15 protein-coding genes and 1 tRNA gene are annotated in these 19,064 nt (G+C 66.3%); 11 read left to right on the top strand and 5 right to left on the bottom strand.

Annotation, left to right across the window (positions count from 1 at the left end):
• Window positions 1-201 precede the first annotated feature (201 nt).
• The 6 genes from AC3B5T_RS21965 to AC3B5T_RS21940 all read left to right on the top strand — a co-directional run bounded on the left by AC3B5T_RS21965 (window position 202) and on the right by AC3B5T_RS21940 (window position 7,537).
• Window positions 202-1,146, top strand: coding sequence for a WcbI family polysaccharide biosynthesis putative acetyltransferase (locus tag AC3B5T_RS21965; protein WP_488357909.1), 945 nt, complete (start codon window positions 202-204; stop codon window positions 1,144-1,146).
• Entirely contained in the window at window positions 1,143-2,153 is a 1,011-nt protein-coding gene (locus AC3B5T_RS21960; protein WP_488357908.1) for a glycosyltransferase family protein, read from the top strand. The genes AC3B5T_RS21965 and AC3B5T_RS21960 overlap by 4 nt, the downstream gene beginning before the upstream one ends.
• Window positions 2,150-3,526, top strand: coding sequence for a glycosyltransferase family 2 protein (locus AC3B5T_RS21955; RefSeq protein WP_488357907.1), 1,377 nt, complete (start codon window positions 2,150-2,152; stop codon window positions 3,524-3,526). Before AC3B5T_RS21960 ends, AC3B5T_RS21955 begins: the two co-directional genes overlap by 4 nt.
• Before the next feature lie 446 nt (window positions 3,527-3,972).
• Window positions 3,973-6,135 carry an LLM class flavin-dependent oxidoreductase gene (locus AC3B5T_RS21950; RefSeq protein ID WP_231632712.1) on the top strand — a complete coding sequence of 721 codons (2,163 nt, stop codon included), beginning with the start codon at window positions 3,973-3,975 and terminating at the stop codon, window positions 6,133-6,135.
• On the top strand, window positions 6,135-7,055 hold the full coding sequence (locus AC3B5T_RS21945) for an LLM class flavin-dependent oxidoreductase (RefSeq protein ID WP_055475872.1): 921 nt from the start codon (window positions 6,135-6,137) through the stop codon (window positions 7,053-7,055). The genes AC3B5T_RS21950 and AC3B5T_RS21945 overlap by 1 nt, the downstream gene beginning before the upstream one ends.
• A 50-nt stretch (window positions 7,056-7,105) precedes the next feature.
• Window positions 7,106-7,537, top strand: a complete 432-nt coding sequence (locus AC3B5T_RS21940; protein WP_231632709.1) for a MarR family winged helix-turn-helix transcriptional regulator — start codon at window positions 7,106-7,108, stop codon at window positions 7,535-7,537.
• A 124-nt stretch (window positions 7,538-7,661) separates the two neighbouring features.
• Here the strand turns inward: AC3B5T_RS21940 and AC3B5T_RS21935 are convergent.
• A tRNA-Leu gene (locus AC3B5T_RS21935) sits at window positions 7,662-7,738 on the bottom strand.
• Window positions 7,739-7,851: 113 nt separating this feature from the next.
• Between AC3B5T_RS21935 and AC3B5T_RS21930 the strand changes: the two genes are divergently transcribed.
• On the top strand, window positions 7,852-8,475 hold the full coding sequence (locus AC3B5T_RS21930) for an ANTAR domain-containing response regulator (protein ID WP_010842412.1): 624 nt from the start codon (window positions 7,852-7,854) through the stop codon (window positions 8,473-8,475).
• A gap of 194 nt (window positions 8,476-8,669) precedes the next feature.
• Window positions 8,670-10,034 (top strand): ABC transporter substrate-binding protein, encoded by a 1,365-nt coding sequence (locus AC3B5T_RS21925; RefSeq protein WP_035717236.1) that lies wholly within the window; start codon window positions 8,670-8,672, stop codon window positions 10,032-10,034.
• 130 nt (window positions 10,035-10,164) lie between these two features.
• Here AC3B5T_RS21925 and AC3B5T_RS21920 read toward each other — a convergent pair whose 3' ends face one another.
• Genes AC3B5T_RS21920 through AC3B5T_RS21905 form a run of 4 tightly spaced genes read right to left on the bottom strand, consistent with a single transcriptional unit; the run spans window position 10,165 to window position 14,331 of the window.
• Complete coding sequence (locus AC3B5T_RS21920) at window positions 10,165-10,977, bottom strand: ABC transporter ATP-binding protein (protein WP_010842414.1); 813 nt, start codon at window positions 10,975-10,977, stop codon at window positions 10,165-10,167.
• A complete protein-coding gene (locus AC3B5T_RS21915) occupies window positions 10,974-12,092 on the bottom strand; it encodes an ABC transporter ATP-binding protein (protein WP_055475871.1) in 1,119 nt (372 codons plus the stop codon). Before AC3B5T_RS21915 ends, AC3B5T_RS21920 begins: the two co-directional genes overlap by 4 nt.
• Window positions 12,085-13,074, bottom strand: coding sequence for a branched-chain amino acid ABC transporter permease (locus AC3B5T_RS21910; protein ID WP_010842416.1), 990 nt, complete (start codon window positions 13,072-13,074; stop codon window positions 12,085-12,087). The genes AC3B5T_RS21915 and AC3B5T_RS21910 overlap by 8 nt, the downstream gene beginning before the upstream one ends.
• Before the next feature lie 3 nt (window positions 13,075-13,077).
• Window positions 13,078-14,331, bottom strand: a complete 1,254-nt coding sequence (locus AC3B5T_RS21905; RefSeq protein ID WP_010842417.1) for a branched-chain amino acid ABC transporter permease — start codon at window positions 14,329-14,331, stop codon at window positions 13,078-13,080.
• A gap of 266 nt (window positions 14,332-14,597) precedes the next feature.
• Here AC3B5T_RS21905 and AC3B5T_RS21900 point away from each other — a divergent pair, with 266 nt between their 5' ends.
• The 3 genes from AC3B5T_RS21900 to AC3B5T_RS21890 are packed head-to-tail and all read left to right on the top strand — an operon-like array spanning window position 14,598 to window position 19,064.
• Window positions 14,598-15,167 carry a GNAT family protein gene (locus tag AC3B5T_RS21900; RefSeq protein WP_010842418.1) on the top strand — a complete coding sequence of 190 codons (570 nt, stop codon included), beginning with the start codon at window positions 14,598-14,600 and terminating at the stop codon, window positions 15,165-15,167.
• Between the two features lie 31 nt (window positions 15,168-15,198).
• On the top strand, window positions 15,199-17,979 hold the full coding sequence (gene polA / locus AC3B5T_RS21895) for a DNA polymerase I (RefSeq protein ID WP_055475870.1): 2,781 nt from the start codon (window positions 15,199-15,201) through the stop codon (window positions 17,977-17,979).
• On the top strand, window positions 17,979-19,064 hold the full coding sequence (locus tag AC3B5T_RS21890) for an isocitrate/isopropylmalate dehydrogenase family protein (protein ID WP_055475869.1): 1,086 nt from the start codon (window positions 17,979-17,981) through the stop codon (window positions 19,062-19,064). The genes polA and AC3B5T_RS21890 overlap by 1 nt, the downstream gene beginning before the upstream one ends.

The raw sequence follows: 19,064 nt of genomic DNA, 5'->3' as shown, positions 1-19,064 counted from the left end.
GATCACCGGGGCCGTCGCACACCCGTCCGGTTCCCGGGGCGTTCCGAATGTCTGGGGACCGAGAACCGGCCGGCTGTGATCCATTCGATGATTCGTTAGCGGGCGAAACGGATACACCGGGTTGCCGGGGTGCTCAGAAGGGGAGTCAGTACTGACGATGAGAGACGACAACCGCGACGCTCCATGTGGTCCAGAGCTCCTATGAGGTCGAGTGACGACCTTGCGGCAGACGGTCGGACCCGGCACTACGGCGAGTTCTACGGCGTGGCCGAGGCCCCGGGAACCGACGATCGGGAGATGCTGGTCGTCTGGGGAAACTGCCAGGCCGAGGCACTGCGGATCGTTTTGTCCAGCTCGCCTGACCTCCCGTTCCGTACCGTGCGCGTCCCGCCGGTCCACGAACTCGAGTCCTCCGACCTCGCCCGGGTCGAACACCTCGTCCGCCGGGCCGCGGTCATCGTGTCCCAGCCGGTTCGTGCCGGCTACCGAGGTCTGCCGATCGGCGGACCGGACCTGGTGGACATGGCGCCGTCGGCGTCCGTCATCGTGTGGCCGGTCATCCGATACGGCGGTTTGTACCCGTTTCAGGTCATCGCCCGGCATCCCGCGCAACCGTCCGCGGTACCCGCTGCTGTTCCGTACCACGATCTTCGGACGGTGCTCGCGGTGCGGGACGGTCGTGGCCATGACGACGAGTGGGATGTCGACGTCGCGGCCGACCGCATCCGAGAGGCAGCGCAGTGGAGTGTGGAGCAACTCGAGGTACGCGAGCGGCGGCACTGTGACGTCGGGATCTCCGACATCCTGCTCCCTGCCGGGGCCGAGGCCGCTCACACGATCAACCATCCCGGAAACCGGGTGTTGCTGACGCTCGGCGCGCGGATCCTCGACGCACTCGGCGCGTCGGCCCCGGTCCCGCCGTCGCGCGACCTGCTCGGCAACATCCGAGCACCGTTGGAACGACGGGTCATCGATGCGCTCGGTATCGAGGCGTCCCCGCGAGCGTCCTGGGACGTCGACGGCGCAGTGATGTCCGACGACGATGTTCGCCGCCGCCAGATGCACTGGTACGCCGAACATCCCGAATTCATCGATGCCGTCCTGGACCGGTACGTCGACCTCATCGAGATCCTGGGACTGTCGTGACGGGGCCGATAGGACATCTCGTCGTCGGACCTCGGTCGCACGGTGTGGTGCGGTATGCGCAATCGGTTTTCGATGCGGTGATCGCCGAGAGTGCCGGTCACCGGCTCGCGTACATGCGCACACTCAGAGCGGGTGTTCCCCCGGGACTGGCCGAGTGCGCGCTCGTGCACGTGCACGTCACCGATCGGTTGTTCGGACGTACCCCATCGCGAGCACGTGACAACCTGCTCGCCCTGATCGCCGGGCTGCACCGACCGGTCTCGGTGACGCTGCACGATCTGCCCCAGCCCTCGGACGGGGCGGCGATGCAGGCACGCATCGAGTTCTTCCGCTCGGTCGCCCGATCCGCGATGGGGGTGATCGTGTCGAGCCGACACGAGGCGTCGCTCTTCGCGGAGTACGTCGACGCGTCGATCACGCCGGAGGTGGTTCCGCTGATGTTCGACACCATCCGTGTCGACAAACCCACGGAGTCAACCGAATTGACCGTCGGCGTGCTCGGTTACCTGTATCCCGGGAAGGGACACATGGAGACACTCCGGGCGATGTCCGGTCTGGATCCGTCGGTCGGCTTCGTCGCGCTCGGCACCCCGTCACCCGGGCACGAGGACCTGGCCGACGACCTCGCCAAGGTCGCCGCGGACATGGGCAGACGCTGCACCATCACCGGCTATCTGACCGACGACGAACTCCGTCGGGCGTCGGCCCAGGTCACGGTTCCGGTCGCCTACCACCGGCACATGTCGGCGTCCGGTTCGATCAACTCCTGGATTTCCGCCGGTCGCCGGCCGCTGGTCCCTCGTACCACCTATACCGAGGAACTCGATGCTCGTTCACCGGGAGTCGTGACGATGCACGGGAACAACGACTCCGCGCTGAAGTCCGCCATCGAGAGTGCGTTCGTCCGACCGGCGGCCACCTGGATCGATTCGGCAGTGGTGCCGTCGCCCACGGCTGTCGACGTCGGCCGAACCCACGAGCGGTTGTGGCGGCGGTGGAGTGCGTGACGGTCATCGAGCTCGACGACGGTCGGATCATCGTCCCCGACAACCGCTGGGACCTCGTCGGCGACTCCTCGCCGCGGCCGTTGGTGAGTGTCGTGATCCCGTACTACAACCAGCCTCACCAACTCGGGTTGGTCCTCGAGGCACTGACGGCCCAGACCTATCCGGCAGATCGTCTGGAGGTGGTGGTCGCCGACGACGGTTCGACATGCTCGCCCGACGTGAGCGCGTGGACATCCCGTCTGATCCTCACCGTGGTGACACAGGAAGACAAGGGATTTCGGGCGGCGGCCGCCCGCAACCTGGGAGTCGCGGCGTCGAGCGGCTCGGTTCTGTGTTTTCTCGACGCAGACACGGTCCCGACAGCTGACTACGTTCGCCACGCGGTCAGGTTGCCCGCCGCGGTGCCCGACGCACTGGTGGTCGGGCGACGCAAACATGCAGATCTCGGTCAGGTCGTCGTGGACTCGGTGGTCGAATGGCTGCGCGGACGGCGTCATCTCGAGAACTCGCATGACTGCGAACCAGGATGGCTGGTCGACGCATACGACCGCACGTCCAGCCTGCTGGCCCCGGGCTGGGACAGCTACAAATACCTGATCAGCGCGGTGATGACCTGCAGCCGTACGTTGTTCGACGACGTGGGTGGATTCGACCCGTCCTTCGTCCGATACGGGGGAGAGGACTGGGAGCTGGCGAACCGGGCCTTCATGATGGGTGCGGTGTTCGCTCACGAGCCCCGCGCAGTGGCGTGGCACGACGGCCCCGACTGGGCCGACCGTTCGGTGCGCGAACGGATCTCGGAGAAGAACTCGGAAGCGCTGGCACTCGCTCCGCTCGTGACCGATCCGGCGGCGCGAACAGCCGGACTGTCATACGAAATCCCGGACATCGTGGTGCTGGTGTCGACGGAGGGCCACACCGCGGCATCGCTGATGCAGACCGTCGGCAGTGCGCTGCGCGGTGTGGACGGCGCGGTCTGGCTCGTCGGCCCGCGCGCCGGCTCACTGTATGACCAGCTCGGCGTGCATGATTTGCGAGTCCGGATCGGCCGCCCGGACGCATCGACGTTGTCGCGGTGCAGGTTCGTCGCCGAGATCGCCGGTCCCGTCGTCTTCTCGGAGAGCTCGCTCGCGCTCCTCACCGCCCACGTTGCGCCGGGGGAGTGCGGCCAGGTGACGGTGGACTTCGACGGGCCGCGGTCGGCGTCCGTCATCCTGGCGTCGTCGCGTGCACGACACCGGGCCCGACGCTGGGCGGCCCACACCGGCGTGGACTCCGATGACCTCCTCCGCGGGCTGTTCGGGGTCCGGACCGTGCACCACAGCGAGGTCGAGATAGACGTCGCGGATGGCGAGCCGTCGTTGTCCTGGTGAGCGGCGAGGCGATCGCCGCCTGCCCGCGCCGGCCCTCACCGCGTGATCCGGGGGACGGGTCCGATCTATGCCATTCGTCATTCTGTCATCGGAACCGGGTGTCCACACGGTCGTCGAACACGCCGGACTCCACCGCTGAAGGTGTCGGATCAGTTGTGCAGCAGGTGATAGGAGATCTGAGGCCCGTCGAAGCCGCTGGTGGGAATAGCACTCACGATTCTCGTCGCAATCATTTGGTGGCGACTGGGTGCACCTCCTTCACGGTGTTCCTCGGCTTGCCCTAAACCGTCGGCGTGCCACGAGTGCGCTATGTCTCACCCCACAACTTGAATTTGTTGATACATCAACCTATGGCGAGCTATAGTGGTTGATATGTCAACCTCAGCTGTCGAGACCAGGGGGTACCTGTGACCAACTATGGGCACGCCATCCGGACGGGAGTGGAGATGGTCGGCGCGCCGAACGATCCGGCCACCTCGGCCGAGCTCTCCGCGCTCGCCGAACAGATCGGATACGACGTCGTGGTCCTGCCCGACCAGCAGGAGGGTGGCGGTCACGACGCGGCGACCCTCGCTACGTGGGTCTCTGCGCGCACCAGCACTGTGGGTATTGTTCCGAGGCTTCAGGCGGCGGACCGTCCCGCGTCGATCGTGGCTCGCACCACCAGCAGTTTGCAACTGCTGTCGGGTAACCGAGCGGCGATTGCGATCGAAACCGATTCTGCGACCGGAGATGTGGGATCAGTTGAGGACGCGGTCGCCGTGATCCGTTCTCTTCACGACACGTCCGGCCCCAGTCGGGTCAGTCACCACGGTGCACATCATCGTTTGGCGGGGGCGGAGCCTGGTCCGAGCCTGGAGCGCGGAGTCCCCATATGGCTTGCGGGCTCTGCGGCAGCTACCGCTGCGGTGTCCGGCCGGGTGGCTGACGGCTGGATGGTCGACCTCGGGGAGGTCGGCGTCGACGACATCTCCGAGCTCAATGACGTCCTGGACGCTGAGGCAATCGGTGCCGGTCGAGACCCGCGCGAGGTGCGACGCGCAGTGGTGTCGACCATCGACGCGGCGGTCGACCTCGACGCGCTGGTGTCGCTCGTGGTCGGCAGCGGTGTGAGTCTGTTCGTGCTCCGCGTCGATGCAGCTGCCGGGACCGACGTCGGAGCTGCTTCAATGCGGACGTTCGCCGCCATCACCTCCTCGGTGCGGGCACGCGTCGAGCAGATGCTGCCACAAGATGCTCTGTCCACGCGTCCCGTTCGTCGACAGGACGCACTCGCACGCCGGCGCGCGGCGATAGCCTACGACGAGGTGCCCGAGGACTTGGCCGAGGGTGCGGTCGAGCCCGGCGATCCCGCGTTCGCAAGGCTTCGTTCGACATACCTACGGGGAGGTAGTCCAGGCATCCTGCTGCGGCCGACAACGGTGTCTGAGGTGTCGAGTGCGGTGACCTTCGCCCGCAAGCATCAGCACCTTCCCCTCGGGATCCGTAGTGGCGGTCACGGCATCAGCGGTCGGTCGACCAACGACGGAGGACTCGTCATCGATGTGGGTGGACTCGATGACATCACTGTTCTCGATCCGGCCGAGCGATTGGTGAGGATTGGCCCGGGCGCGCGGTGGCGTGACGTCGCCACCGCATTACAAACGCACGGTTGGGCATTGAGCTCGGGTGACTACGGAGGAGTGGGCGTCGGTGGGCTCGCCACCACCGGCGGTATCGGCTTTCTCAACCGCAAGCACGGCCTGACGATCGACCATCTGCGCGCAGTCGAGATGGTCCTTGCCGACGGCACTCGAGTCCGGGCCAGCGACAGCGAGAACACCGAGTTGTTCTGGGCAGTGCGCGGCGCAGGCGCCAATTTCGGGATCGCGGTCGCCTTCGAGTTCGAGGTCGACGAGATCGCCGAGATCGGGTGGGCGCAGTTGGCGTTCCAGGTGTCCGACCCCGCAGACTTCCTGGAGATGTTCGGTCGAGTGGTGCTGCAGACGCCGCGCGATACGACACCATTCCTCGTGCTCGGTCAGGGAATGGCGCAGATCATGGCAATGGTCGACTCCTCCGATCCGGCCACCATCATCGATCAGCTGCAGCCATTTGCAGACATCGCGCCACTGGCCGACCAACAGGTTGCGATCGCGCCGTATGCGTCGGTGATGAACATGTTCCCCGCATCGGCGCACAACGGGCGAGGCGAGCCCGTGTCGCGTTCAGCCTTCACCCGGTACATCACCCCCGAATTTGCCTCTGCCTCCGCTGATCTCATTCGAAGTGGCGCATCCCACTGGTATCAGATCCGCACCGTCGGTGGTGCTGTCTCGGACGTTGCAACCGACGACACCGCGTACGCCCACCGCGATGCCAACTTCGCACTCACGGTGATGGGTTCCAACGCCCAGCGGCTCGACCGATGGTTCGACCCCGTACGCCGAGAGTCCGACGGGCTGTATCTCAGCTTCGAGAGTGATAGCTCCCCGGATCGGATCAATGACGCGTTCCCGCCGGCCACCCTCGAGCGACTACGGCGACTCAAAACGCAGATCGACCCTCAGAACCTGTTCCGCGACAACTTCAATATCACCCCGGCCCACCACACCATGAGGAGCGCCTGATGGACACCAGCACTACCGACTACGGCCACGAGTTGCTCTTCGGTACCTTCGTGACACCGGTCAACAATCCGGCCCATCAGGCCGTCGAGCAGGCACTGGTCGCCGACCGCGCGGACTTGGACTTGGTCACTTTCCAGGACCATCCCTATGTTCCCTCGTTCCACGACACGTCGACCCTCCTGGCGTATGCGGCCGCGCGGACCGAGCGCATCCACCTGGCCGCCAATGTCACCAACCTTCCTCTACGACCCCCGGCCGTACTCGCTCGTTCCGTCGCCACCCTGGACGTGCTGAGCGGCGGACGTGTTGAGCTGGGAATCGGTGCCGGAGCCTTCTGGGACGGTGTCGTCGGTATGGGCGGACCTCGGCGCAGTCCCGGTGAGTCGATCGAGGCACTTGCGGAAGCGATCGAGATCATCCGGGGGATCTGGGACGCCGGCGACCGGTCGCGCCTGTCGGTGAGAGGGCAACACTACGAGGTGCAGGGTGCCAAACGGGGGCCGGCGCCGGCGCACGACGTCGGCATCTGGGTCGGCGCCTACAAACCGCGCATCCTGCGATTGGTCGGTCGCACCGCTGACGGTTGGCTACCGTCCATTCAGTACCTGAAGGATGGCGTGGGGGAGCTCACTGCGATGAACAAACACATCGACGACGCGGCCGTAGAGGCCGGACGAGACCCCAGACGTATCCGCCGGTTCCTCAACATCGGCGGCCGATTCTCCCAGCGAAGCACTGGATTCTTGCAGGGTCCCCCCGACCAATGGGTCGAGGAGCTGACCGACGTCGCGCTCACCTATGGAACCAGCGGGTTCATCATGGCGTCAGACGACACCGCCACGACACAGAAGTATGCAGCCGAGGTGGCACCGGCGGTGCGAGAAGCCGTCGCCGCTGAGCGCGGTCGTCGGCCGTCATGACTCAGTGGCTCGACGAAGACGAGCAGCGCACCTGGCGCGCGGTGGTGAAGATGTTCGGTCAGTTGACCGCCGAACTGGCGCAGGCGCTGAACAGGGATTCGGACATGTCGATTTCGGACTACGAGGTACTAGCGATCCTGTCAGAGGCACCTGATGGGGCACTCCAAGCGCGCGCGCTGCGATGCGAACTGCAGTGGGAGAAGAGCCGTTTGGCTCATCAAGTACGCCGAATGGAGCAACGCGGCCTGGTTCGGCGCGAAACGTGCGCCGACGATCGCCGAGCACCCCTGGTGTGCATCACCGAGGCAGGAAACGCGGCTGTCCGCGCCGCGGCCCCGGCTCACGTGGCTCGTGTTCGCGAACTGTTTTTCGACGCGCTCACACCCGCCCAGTCCCACGCCATGCGCGAGGCAGCCGAGGCGATCCTCGAGAACCTCAGCGCATCCGACCCCGGCGCCGAGGTCGACCGCGCATCCAGCTAGTCGGTACCGCAGTCCTGGAGTTCGATGCGCACGAGAGGACTATGGCGCAGAACATGCATCTTCCACGCGTCGCAGCAGCATGGTCACGCCCGAGAGAAAGAAACACCTGCAATCAGGTGGTCGATGGTGCCCCCGGTCAGACTCGAACTGACACTGGACGGGTTTTGAATCCGTTGCCTCTGCCAATTGGGCTACGGGGGCCAGTGCACGGGGTTGCCCCGCGCCGGGAACCAACTCTAGATGATCGGCCGAGCGGCCTGCCAACCGGTACTCTGCGGGCACACAGACGTGGCGTGAGCGACGTGGAGGAGGGGATGGTGACGGTGACCGACAGTGCGACGACTGCAGCCGGTGAGACCACGACAACCCACCGAGTTCTGGTGGCCGAGGACGATTCGTTGATCCGGATGGATCTGATCGAAATGCTCCGCGAGGAGGGGTACGACGTCGTCGGTGAAGCGCCCAACGGGCAGGTCGCCGTGGAACTGACCGAATCGCTGTCGCCCGACCTCGTGATCATGGACATCAAGATGCCGGTGCGTGACGGTATCGACGCCGCGACCGAGATCGCCGAGAAGCGCCTCGCGCCCGTTGTCATGCTGACGGCGTTCAGCCAGCGGGACTTCATCGACAAGGCGCGCGATGCCGGCGCCATGGCCTACCTGGTCAAACCCTTCACCAAGGCCGATCTGGTTCCGGCCATCGAGGTGGCGGTGAGCCGCTATCAGGAGCTCAAGCAGCTCGAGCGCGAAGTCGCGACCATGAACGAGCGGTTGGAGACCCGCAAACTCGTCGAGCGGGCGAAGGGCCTCCTGATGGAGAAGCAGGCCCTCTCCGAGCCCGAAGCGTTCAAATGGATACAGCGTGCGGCCATGGACCGCAGGACCACCATGAAAGCCGTTGCGCAGGTTGTGGTGGAGACCCTCGGGACCGACTGATCCCGAGCGCCTCCCAGGCGCAATGACCGTGTGCGCAAGTCAGTTTCACTGTCTTTACGCAGCCGCAACAAGATCGCGCTAGCTTTTCTCCAGCGAGGCGCGGTCCGTTGTACTCCGACGTGCCGCCTTCGTGACGAACGCCGAACGCACAGGCCGAACGCCGAACGCGCAGGCCAGACGCAAGGAGAGCATCGATGTCCTTACGCTTTATCAGGAGCGGGGCAGTGGTCATGACCGCCGCGGCAGCACTCGTGGTCGCCGGCTGCAGCAGTTCCGACTCGGGTTCCGAGGGAGGTTCCGAGGCGTCGTCGAGCGCCGCCGTCGAGTCCACTCCGGCCCCTCCGGGCCTCGGCCTCGCCCAGAAACTGGCGTGCAACCCGCCGAAGGCCACCCCTGGCCCGGCCAGTACCGAAGCGCTGAAGATCGGCACCCTGCTCCCGGCGACCGGATCGCTCGCCTTCCTCGGGCCGCCCATGGAGGCGGGTGTGGAGCTCGCGGTGAAGGACATCAACGCCGCGGGCGGTGTGTTGGACAAGCCCGTCGAACTCGTCACAGGTGACTCCGGCGACACCACCACCGACACGGCGAACGCAACCGTCGACCGCGAACTCAGCGCCGGCACCCAGGTCATCATCGGCGCGGCCTCGTCGTCGGTGTCGCTGAAGGTCATCGACAAGGTCGCCAACGCGGGCGCGGTCATGTTCTCGCCCGCGAACACCTCCGACGAGTTCACCTGCTACCAGGACAAGGGTCAGTACTTCCGCACCGCGCCGGCGGATGTCCTGCAGGCGCAGGCACTCTCGCAGACGATGGCCGAGGACGGCGTGCAGCGTGTGTCGATCCTCGCCCTCAACGACCCGTACGGAACGGGACTGGCCGACAACACCGTTCGCGATCTCGAGGCGGCGGGCGTCCCGGCGGACCAGATCCAGAAGATCATCTACGATCCGAACGCCCAGTCGTTCAACGCCGAGGTCGACCAGGTGAAGAACTTCAACCCGGACGGCATCGCGATCATCGGTTTCGAGGAGAGCGCCAAGATCATCACGCGTATGCACGAGGTCGGCATCGGTCCCAGCGACGGCAAGCTCGTGTACGGCGTCGACGGCAACATGGGCAACGCACTCGGCGAGTCGGTCGGCCCGGGTCTCCTCGCCGGCATGAAGGGCACCACGCCGCTCACTCAGACCAGCGGTGACTTCCAGGCGGCTCTGAAGGAGGTCGACAGCGAACTCATCGACTTCAACTACGCGGGTGAGAGCTACGACGCCGCCGTCCTGAGCGCACTTGCGGCCACGGCCGCCAAGTCGACCGACGGGCGGACGATCGCGGCCAACATCATCGGCGTGACCAACGGCGATGAGAACTGCGACTCGTACCAGGCCTGCCTGGACCTGCTGAACGGCGGCAAGACGATCGCCTACGTCGGCAAGACCGGCAACCTGGCCTTCAACGCCGCCGGCGAGCCGAGTGTCGGCTCGTACGGTGTGCTCGAGTTCGACGACAAGAACGCACTGCTCACCCCGACGCGCAAGTACGTCTCGGTCGCAGCGCAGTAAACCCACACAGAACGAGACCCCCGGCTCCGGCCGGGGGTCTCGTCATGTGGGTCACACTCGGGGTACTCGTGCACGTATTCCGTTGTCGCTCAACGCGTCGGCGGGAACGGCCACGGAACGGGTGTGGGGCTCACTTCTTCTCCGAGCTGCCTGCGAGGGTCCCGAGGTAGAGCTCGATGATCTTCGGATCGTTGGCGAGGTTGCGGCCGGTGTCGGTGTAGGCGTTGCGGCCCTGGTCGAGCACGTACCCGCGGTCGCAGATCTGCAGGCACCGGCGGGCGTTCTGCTCGACCATGATGATCGAGACGCCGGTGGCGTTGATCGCCTTGCAGCGGATGAACACCTCGTCCTGGAACATGGGGGACAGGCCCGCGGACGGCTCGTCGAGCAGCAGCACCGCGGGGTCCATCATCAGGGCGCGTCCCATCGCGACCATCTGCCGTTCGCCGCCGGACAGCGCGCCCGCCTTGACCTTCCGGCGTTCGGACAGCAGCGGGAAGAGCTCCGACACGAACTCGAACCTGGTGGCGAAGGTCTTGGGCCGCAGATAGACGCCCATCTCGAGATTCTCTTCGATGGTCAACGCGGGGAAGACGTTCTGCGTCTGCGGAACGTAGCCGACACCCTTGTCGACGAGGACGTGCGCCTTCGCCGAGGTGATGTCGTCGCCGCGGAGTGTGACCGAGCCCTCGCGGACGGGGATCAGTCCGAACAGTGTCTTCAGCAGAGTCGACTTGCCGGCGCCGTTGGGGCCGATGATCCCGACGATCTCGCCGTCCCCGAGATAGAAGTTGCACTCCTCGAGGATGTTGATGCCGGGAAGGTAACCGGCGGTGATGTCGTCGGCGCGCAGTAGTGCGTCGCCGGCGAGTTTGCGGTGTTCCTCGGCGGTGGCCGCGAGTTGCGCCGGCGTCAACTGCCCGGACCCGGGTTCGGTGCTCATCGTCCGTCCTTCTTCGTATCGGGCGCCGACGGTGGCAACTCGGAGACCTCCGAGAGATCCCCGCCTTCCTCGAGTGTGGCCTCGATGGCGGCCTCGACCTTCTCCGCGAGCACCGCGGTCGCACCGACCGGACGCCCCTGATCGTCGAACTCGAGTGCCTGATCGTGGTGGCCGCCGAGGTACGCATCGACGACGGCCTCGTTGTCGCCCAGTCGATCCGGGAGCGACTCGGCGATGACCTGGCCCTGGGCCATCACCACCACCCAGTCGCTGATGTCGCGGATGACGTCCATGTCGTGTTCGACGAAGACGACCGTGACCCCCTCGTCGCGCAGCGATTTGATGTGCTCGAGCAGGCTCTGGGTGAGCGCCGGGTTGACGCCGGCCATCGGCTCGTCGAGCATCACGATCTCGGGGTCGGTCATCAGTGCGCGCGCCATCTCCAGGAGTTTCCGCTGGCCGCCCGACAGTGAACCGGCGAAGTCGTCGGCCTTGGCCTCGAGCTTGAAGCGCCGGAGCAGTTCGTGGGCCCGGTCGGTGACTTCGGCTTCCTGCTTGCGCCAGGCCCAGGGCGCGAGAGCGGCGAGAAAGTGCTCGCCTCGCTGTCCGGTGGCGCCGAGCCGGACGTTGTCGAGGACGGTGAGTTTCGCGAGCGCCTTGGTGAGCTGGAAGGTACGCACCATCCCGCGCCGGGCCACCTGGTGGGGAACCATCCGGCCGAGGGAGTCCCCGTTCAGCGACCACGTGCCCGAGTCGGGCTTGTCGAATCCGGTGATCAGGTTGAAGAAGGTGGTCTTGCCCGCGCCGTTGGGTCCGATGAGGCCGGTGATGGCGCCGCGCTGTACCTCGAGATGATCGACCTGCACCGCCTTGATGCCACCGAAGGTCCGGGAGATGTTGTCCACCACGATGATCGGATCGGGTTTGGACGACCCGGGTTCGGGTGTGACACCGGCGAACAGCCGCGACCGATCCGACGCCGAGAGCGTGGTGAGGTCCCGGCGCGTGGCCCGTACGGATGGGCCCTCGGTCTCGGAGTCGACGGTGACCGCGGTCGACGGTTCGCTGCCGGGGGCGGCATGGCGGCCGGGACGCGGTGTGGTGTCGTCAGGCATCGAGCTGCACCTCCCTCTTGTTCCCGAGCAGTCCCTGTGGTCTGAACACCATCATCAGAATGATCGCCAGACCGAGCAGTACGTAGCGGAATGCACCGACCTGTTGCGCCGACAGATTCAGCAGCGGGTCGTCGCCGGATGTGGCCTGCCGCAGCAGTGCGTCGGGAACGGCGAGCAGGAACCAGAACAGCATGGCGCCGAGCACCGGGCCGAACACCGTCGCCGCTCCGCCGAGGATCAAGGCGCCGTAGGCGAAGAACGTCTGTGCGGTCGAATAGAAGTCGGGGTTGATCGACTGGGTGGCGAAGGCGTTGAAGACACCAGCCAGTCCGCCGATACAACCGCCGAGCACCAGGGCCTGCATCTTGAAGAAGTAGGCGTTCTTACCCAACGATCGTGCGGCGTCCTCGTCTTCGCGGACCGCTTTGAGCACCCGGCCCCACGGACTGCGGACGAGCAGGTACACCATCAGGCACAGCAGGCCGACGACGATCCAGCCGACCACCATCGACCACAGATCGCCGCCGAGGAACTTGACCCCGAAGAACGAATACTGCTTGCCGTTGTCGAACGGGCTGATGGAGAAGAAGCTGCCCGCGTAGGCGTAGATGCCGTTGGTGGAGTGGGTGAAGTCGTCGGTCGAGGTCGACCGGAAGACCAGCCGCAGGATCTCCGACGCCGCGATGGTGACGATCGCCAGATAGTCCGCACGCAGGCGCAGGGTCGGCAGGCCCAGCACGACCGCGAGCATCCCGGCGGCGGCGATGCCGATGATCGCGCCGAGCCACAACGGCTGGTCGTAGTTCACGGCCATGATGCCGACGCCGTATCCGCCGAGCAACGCAAAGGCGATCTGGCCGAAGTTGAGCAGTCCGGCGTAACCGAAGTGCAGGTTCAGGCCGATGGCCAGCAGGGCGTAGAAGATCGCCGACGGGCCGATCAGCTGCGCGATCGCGATCTGGAGCGCTGAGATGATGTCCATGGGTCAGCCGATCCTCGCTCGAGATCCGAGAATGCCCTGGGGCCGGATGGTCAGGATGATGATCAGGATCAGCAGTCCTCCGATGTACTTCAGGTCGGGACTGAGGATGTAGGTCGACAACTGGACCAGCAGGCCGACGATGAGACATCCGAGCAGTGCGCCGTAGGCCGTGCCGAGCCCGCCGAGCGTGATGCCGGCGAACATCAGCAGGAGGAGTTTGAAACCCATCTCCCACTGGACCCGGCCGCCGAGTTCGGAGAGCGCGAACATCACGCCGCCGAGTGTCGCCAGACCCCCGGCCAGTGCCCAGACGAACAGGATGACCCGGTCGACGTCGATTCCCGACGATTCGGCGAGGTCCTTGTTGTCGGCCACTGCGCGCATCGCCTTGCCGATCCTGGTGCGCTGCAACAGCACGGCGACCCCGAGCAGGACCACGATGCTGATGAGGATGCACGCCAGGTTCACCGGTGTGATCGCGAACGGACCGGAGCCGATCTGGGTCTGCGCCTGATAGTCGTTGAACGGTTCGGCCCGATCGGAGAAGAAGATCAGGATCAGGTAGCGCAGTACGAGCGACAGGCCGATCGACACGACGAGCATCGCGATCAGCCCGGTTCGTCGTCTTCGCAGCGGTCTCCACAGGCCGAGTTCGTTGAGGATCCCGATGCCGACGCCGACGATCACCGCCAGGATCGTCGCGGGGATCAGCTGTACACCGAGCTTGACGTTGATGACCCACGCGATCACCGCGCCGAGGGTGACCAGCTCGCCGTGGGCGAAGTTCGTCAGTCCCGTCGTGCCGAAGATGAGGCTGAGTCCCACGCCGGTGATGGCGATGATCAGGCCGAACCGGATCCCGTCGATGGCCAGCCGCGTCAGTTCGGAGATCGCCGACACCTCGGTGCCGGTCCGCACGTCGCCGAAGGAGAAGATGACCGGCCGCGGCGTGCCGCCGCTGACGTCGACGGGTAGCTCCGATTTCTGGACCTCGACGCCGTCGGGGAGTGAGTCGGTGTCGATGACGATCGTGTACTGGCCGGGCGGCACGTTGATCGACCACGCACCGGTGGCCGACGAGGTCGCGGTGCCGACGACGGCCCCCGAGGCGTCCTTGGCCTCGAGGTCGACGCCTTCGACCTTCTCGGTGCCGTTGCGCAGCACACCGAAGACGCGTACCTCGTCGCCGGGGGCGGCCGAGGCGGTGGCCGTACCGAAAAGGCCGCACAGTATCGACGCCGCGACGAGAAGCAGCATGGCGATGGCGGTGAGTCGCCTCGGGGATCGGGGGACAGGCGGTTGGCTCTCGACATCTGAGCGATCATCGAGAGCGCTTCGGGGCGGCGTCTGCGTACAGGTGCCGGCGCGTTGCGATGTCATCCTGCGGGACATTAGCGCCAGCATCGTCACCGCGTGACGACAACGACGTTTCCCGGAGGTAACTTCTGTCGCGGCGACAGGGCCGTCGCTGGTTCCATCGCAATGCGCTGCCGCAGGCTCGATTCGGACCGTAAGGTGACCGTATGATCCCGGTCACCGTCTCGACCACGACAGACCTCGAACTCGCCAGCAGGTTGCTCGCGCAGGCATTCGCCGACGACCCCGTGACGGTGTGGATGCAACCGGACACGTCGCGGCACCTGGTCATGTTCCGCACGCTGTTGAAGTACAGCCACGGGCCGAACGCGACGCTGGACCTCGCGATGCGCGACGGACAACCGGTCGGTGCCGCCGCGTGGGATCCGCCCGGACACAAGGTGTCGGCGAAGGCGCAGACCCTGTCGATGTGGGGCTTCTTCCGGGCAATGGGTTCCCGGATGAGCCGCGGTGCCAAACTCGAGGCGGAGTTCGGCAAGCGCAGGCCCAAGGAACCCCACTGGTATCTCGGGCAGATCGGCGCCCCGGTCCACGGCGTGGGTGTCGGCACCACCCTCTTGCGCCACCGGCTCGACCAGATCGACGGTCCGTCCTACCTCGAGTGCTCGAACGTCCGCAATGTCCCGCTCTACGAGCGATTCGGCTTCGAGGTGACCGAGGAGTTCGAGTTGCCGATGGACGGTCCGAAGGTGTGGGCCATGTACCGGCCGGTGTGAGCTGTCGGGAGTCATCACTAGACTTTGCGAGGTGAGTCCAGCGCAGAGTTCCCCGGCAACGACCCCCGCCACGGCAACCGGAACGACGGGCAAGGCGGCCGCCGGCGCCAAGGGCAAGACCAGGCAGCCGGTGTTGATGCTGCTCGACGGGCACTCGCTGGCCTATCGGGCGTTCTTCGCGCTGCCGGCGGAGAACTTCAAGACGCATTCCGGCCAGACGACGAACGCCGTCTACGGCTTCACCTCGATGCTGATCAACCTGCTGCGCGACGAGGAGCCGACCCACATCGCCGCCGCCTTCGACGTCTCCCGGAAGACCTTCCGGTCGGAGATGTATCCCGAGTACAAGGCGCAGCGATCCAAGTCGCCCGACGAGTTCAACGGACAGGTGGATCTCACCAAGGAGGTTCTCGATGCGCTGGGGGTCTCGGTGCTGGCCATCGAGGGATACGAGGCCGACGACATCATCGCGACCCTCGCGACCCGGGCTCGTGAGGACGGGTACAAGGTCCTGATCGTCACCGGCGACCGCGACTCGCTGCAACTCGTCGACTCCTCGACCACCGTGCTCTATCCACGCAAGGGAGTCTCCGACCTCACCCGGTTCACGCCCGAGGAGGTCGAGAAGAAATACGGTCTCACCCCCGCCCAGTACCCCGACTACGCCGCGCTGCGCGGCGACCCCAGCGACAACCTGCCGGGCATACCCGGCGTCGGGGAGAAGACCGCCTCCAAGTGGATCCGTGAGTACGGATCGCTCGCCGCGCTCGTCGATCACGTCGACGAGGTGAAGGGCAAGGTGGGCGACGCGTTGCGCGCGCATCTGGCGTCGGTGCAGACCAACCGCCAGCTGACCGAGCTCGTCCGCGACATGCAGCTGCCGGCGTCCCCCGACGACCTGGCCATGGTCGGGTGGGACCGCGATCGCATCCACCAGCTCTTCGACGACCTGGAGTTCCGGGTCTTGCGGGATCGTCTCTTCTCGACGCTGAGTTCCGTTGAGCCAGAGGCCGAAGCAGGTTTCGATCTCGACGGAGCGGTCCTGGGTGCGGGCGAGGTCGCCGGCTGGCTCACCGAGCACGCCCGCACCGGCCGCGTCGGTCTGGCCATCACCGCGCCGCACGTCGTCGTGGGGTCGGATCCGACGGGCGTGGCGATCGCGGCCGCAGACGGGACGTCGGCGTATGTCGACGTGACCGCGCTGAACCCGGAAGACGAGGCGGCACTGGGGGACTGGTTCGCCGACCCGTCCGCGTCGAAGGCGGTCCACGAGGCGAAGTGGGCCGTCCACGCGCTCCGCTCGCGCGGCTGGAAGCTCGACGGCGTCACCAGCGACACCTCGCTCGCGGCCTACCTCGTGCGGCCCGGACAGCGAACCTTCAACCTCGACGATCTCGCGCTGCGATACCTGCGTCGTGAACTCCGGGCCGACGGCAGTCCGGGCGACGGCCAGATGTCGCTGCTCGACGACGACTCCGACGGTCGCGTCGCCGAGCAGCACATGCTCGAGGCGCGGGCGGTCCAGGAACTCGCCGACACGCTCGACACCGAACTCGACCGGATCGACTCCAAGCCCCTGCTGACCGAGATGGAATTGCCGCTGTCCTTCGTGCTGGCCGACGCCGAGGCGGCCGGCATCGCGGTCGACGTCGACCACTTCGGTGCTCTCGAGCGGATGTTCGCCGACCGGATCCGCGCCGCGGCCGAGGCGGCGTACGAGGTCATCGGAGAACAGATCAACCTCGGTTCCCCCAAGCAGTTGCAGACCGTCCTCTTCGACAAGCTCGACATGCCGAAGACGAAGAAGACCAAGACCGGTTACACCACCGACGCCGACGCGCTGCAGTCTCTCTACGAGAAGACCGAGCACCCGTTCCTCGCGCACCTTCTGGAGCACCGCGATGCGACGCGGCTGAAGGTCACCGTCGACGGCCTCCTGAAGTCGGTCGCCGACGACGGGCGTATCCACACGACGTTCAACCAGACGATCGCCGCCACCGGACGCCTGTCGTCCACCGAACCGAATCTGCAGAACATCCCGGTGCGCACGGAGGCGGGCCGGGAGATCCGCCGCGGCTTCGTCGTCGGCGCCGACACCGCGACCGGCGTGCCCTACGACTGCCTGATGACCGCCGACTACAGCCAGATCGAGATGCGGATCATGGCGCACCTGTCGGAGGATGCCGGCCTGATCGAGGCGTTCAACACCGGTGAGGACCTCCACAACTTCGTCGGGTCACGCGCCTTCGGTGTGCCGATCGACGAGGTCACCACCGAGATGCGTCACCGAGTGAAGGCCATGTCCTACGGGCTCGCCTACGGCCTCAGCGCCTTCGGGCTCGCCGCCCAGCTCAAGATCAGTCGTGATGAGGCCAAGGAGCAGATGGAGGCGTACTTCGCGCGATTCGGCGGGGTGCGCGACTATCTGCACGACGTGGTCGCCGAGGCCCGTCGCAACGAGTACACCGCGACGCTGTTCGGCAGGCGTCGCTACCTGCCCGACCTGAACAGCGACAACTGGCAGCGTCGGCAGTCCGCGGAGCGAATGGCGCTCAATGCGCCCATCCAGGGCACCGCGGCGGACATCATCAAGGTCGCGATGATCAACGTGCACAAGCGTCTTGCGGCCGAAGGTCTCACGTCGCGGACGCTTCTCCAGGTCCACGACGAACTCGTGATCGAGGTCGCCGCCGGCGAGCGGGAATCCGTCGAAGCGGTGGTGCGCGAGGAGATGGGCAATGCCATCACCCTGTCGGTGCCGCTGGAGGTGTCGGTCGGTTTCGGTCGGTCTTGGGACGACGCAGCGCACTGATGGGCCTGCGCGAGAGGAGGTTCGGCGTCCTCACCGGCGACGGGATCGGACCGGAGATCGTACCCGTGGCAATCGCGATCGCGGATGCTGCCGCCGGACTGGAGTCGATCGAGATCGACTGGCAGGAGCTGCCTTTCGGGTCGTCGGCCATCGCCTCGCACGGCGACCCGGTACCCGCGCAGACTCTGTCGGCCCTCGACGAGCTCGGATTCTGGATCGTGGGACCCCACGACTCGGCCGCGTACCCGCCCGGCCACGGCGATCGGACACCGGGTGCCACGATCCGTACCCGCTACGAGCTGTTCGCGAATCTCCGTCCGGCACGCGGTTTTACGGGCGTGCCGGCGCTCCGGCCCGACATCGACGTGCTGATCGTGCGGGAGAACACCGAAGGCTTCTACGCCGATCGCAACATGGCGGTCGGCAGCGGCGAGTTCATGCCGACCCCGGACGTGGCGCTCGCGGTCGGGCTGATCACCCGCGCGTCCTCGGAGAGAATCGCGCGGGTCGCGTGCGCCGCCGCGATCGAGCGCGCGGGTACCGACCGGCAACCGCGGCTGACTATCGTGCACAAGGCCAACGTCCTGCGTATGACCACCGGCCTGTTCCGTGATGCGTGCCGCGACGTCGCCGCCGAGTTCCCCGAGGTGAAGGTGTCCGAGCAACACGTCGACGCGATGGCGGCCCTGCTCGTCCGGCGCCCCGCCGACTTCGACGTCCTCGTCACCGAGAACCTCTTCGGTGACGTCCTGTCCGATCTCGCCGGAGAGTTGGCCGGCTCGCTGGGCATCGCGGGTTCGGTCAACAGCTCGGAGTCCCGGGTGATGGCGCAGGCGACACACGGTGCGGCGCCCGACATCGCCGGACGCGGCATCGCGAATCCGGTCGCGATGATCGTCTCGGTGGCAATGGGCTTCCGGCGTTACGGCCTGATGACGGACGACGCGGCACTCGTCGCGGCCGGCGCCCGGATCGACGCCGCGGTCGCCGACACACTTGCGCACACCGCAACCCGCGATCTCGGTGGTGGCGCGGGGACCGCGGAGTTCGGGGACGCGGTGGTCCGGCGAATCGCGGAGGCGTGA

This window comes from Gordonia sp. G4 (assembly GCF_057770005.1).
The sequence above is the reverse complement of the archived record's forward strand: the minus strand, read 5'-3'. Positions and strand labels throughout refer to the sequence as shown.

Coding starts and splice junctions, on each gene's coding strand:
- AC3B5T_RS21965 (WP_488357909.1), top strand. CDS start 202: ATGAGGTCGAGTGACGACCTTGCGGCAGACGGTCGGACCCGGCACTAC.
- AC3B5T_RS21950 (WP_231632712.1), top strand. CDS start 3,973: ATGGTCGGCGCGCCGAACGATCCGGCCACCTCGGCCGAGCTCTCCGCG.
- AC3B5T_RS21945 (WP_055475872.1), top strand. CDS start 6,135: ATGGACACCAGCACTACCGACTACGGCCACGAGTTGCTCTTCGGTACC.
- AC3B5T_RS21940 (WP_231632709.1), top strand. CDS start 7,106: ATGTTCGGTCAGTTGACCGCCGAACTGGCGCAGGCGCTGAACAGGGAT.
- AC3B5T_RS21930 (WP_010842412.1), top strand. CDS start 7,852: ATGGTGACGGTGACCGACAGTGCGACGACTGCAGCCGGTGAGACCACG.
- AC3B5T_RS21925 (WP_035717236.1), top strand. CDS start 8,670: ATGTCCTTACGCTTTATCAGGAGCGGGGCAGTGGTCATGACCGCCGCG.
- AC3B5T_RS21920 (WP_010842414.1), bottom strand. CDS start 10,977: ATGAGCACCGAACCCGGGTCCGGGCAGTTGACGCCGGCGCAACTCGCG.
- AC3B5T_RS21915 (WP_055475871.1), bottom strand. CDS start 12,092: ATGCCTGACGACACCACACCGCGTCCCGGCCGCCATGCCGCCCCCGGC.
- AC3B5T_RS21910 (WP_010842416.1), bottom strand. CDS start 13,074: ATGGACATCATCTCAGCGCTCCAGATCGCGATCGCGCAGCTGATCGGC.
- AC3B5T_RS21905 (WP_010842417.1), bottom strand. CDS start 14,331: ATGCTGCTTCTCGTCGCGGCGTCGATACTGTGCGGCCTTTTCGGTACG.
- AC3B5T_RS21900 (WP_010842418.1), top strand. CDS start 14,598: ATGATCCCGGTCACCGTCTCGACCACGACAGACCTCGAACTCGCCAGC.
- AC3B5T_RS21890 (WP_055475869.1), top strand. CDS start 17,979: ATGGGCCTGCGCGAGAGGAGGTTCGGCGTCCTCACCGGCGACGGGATC.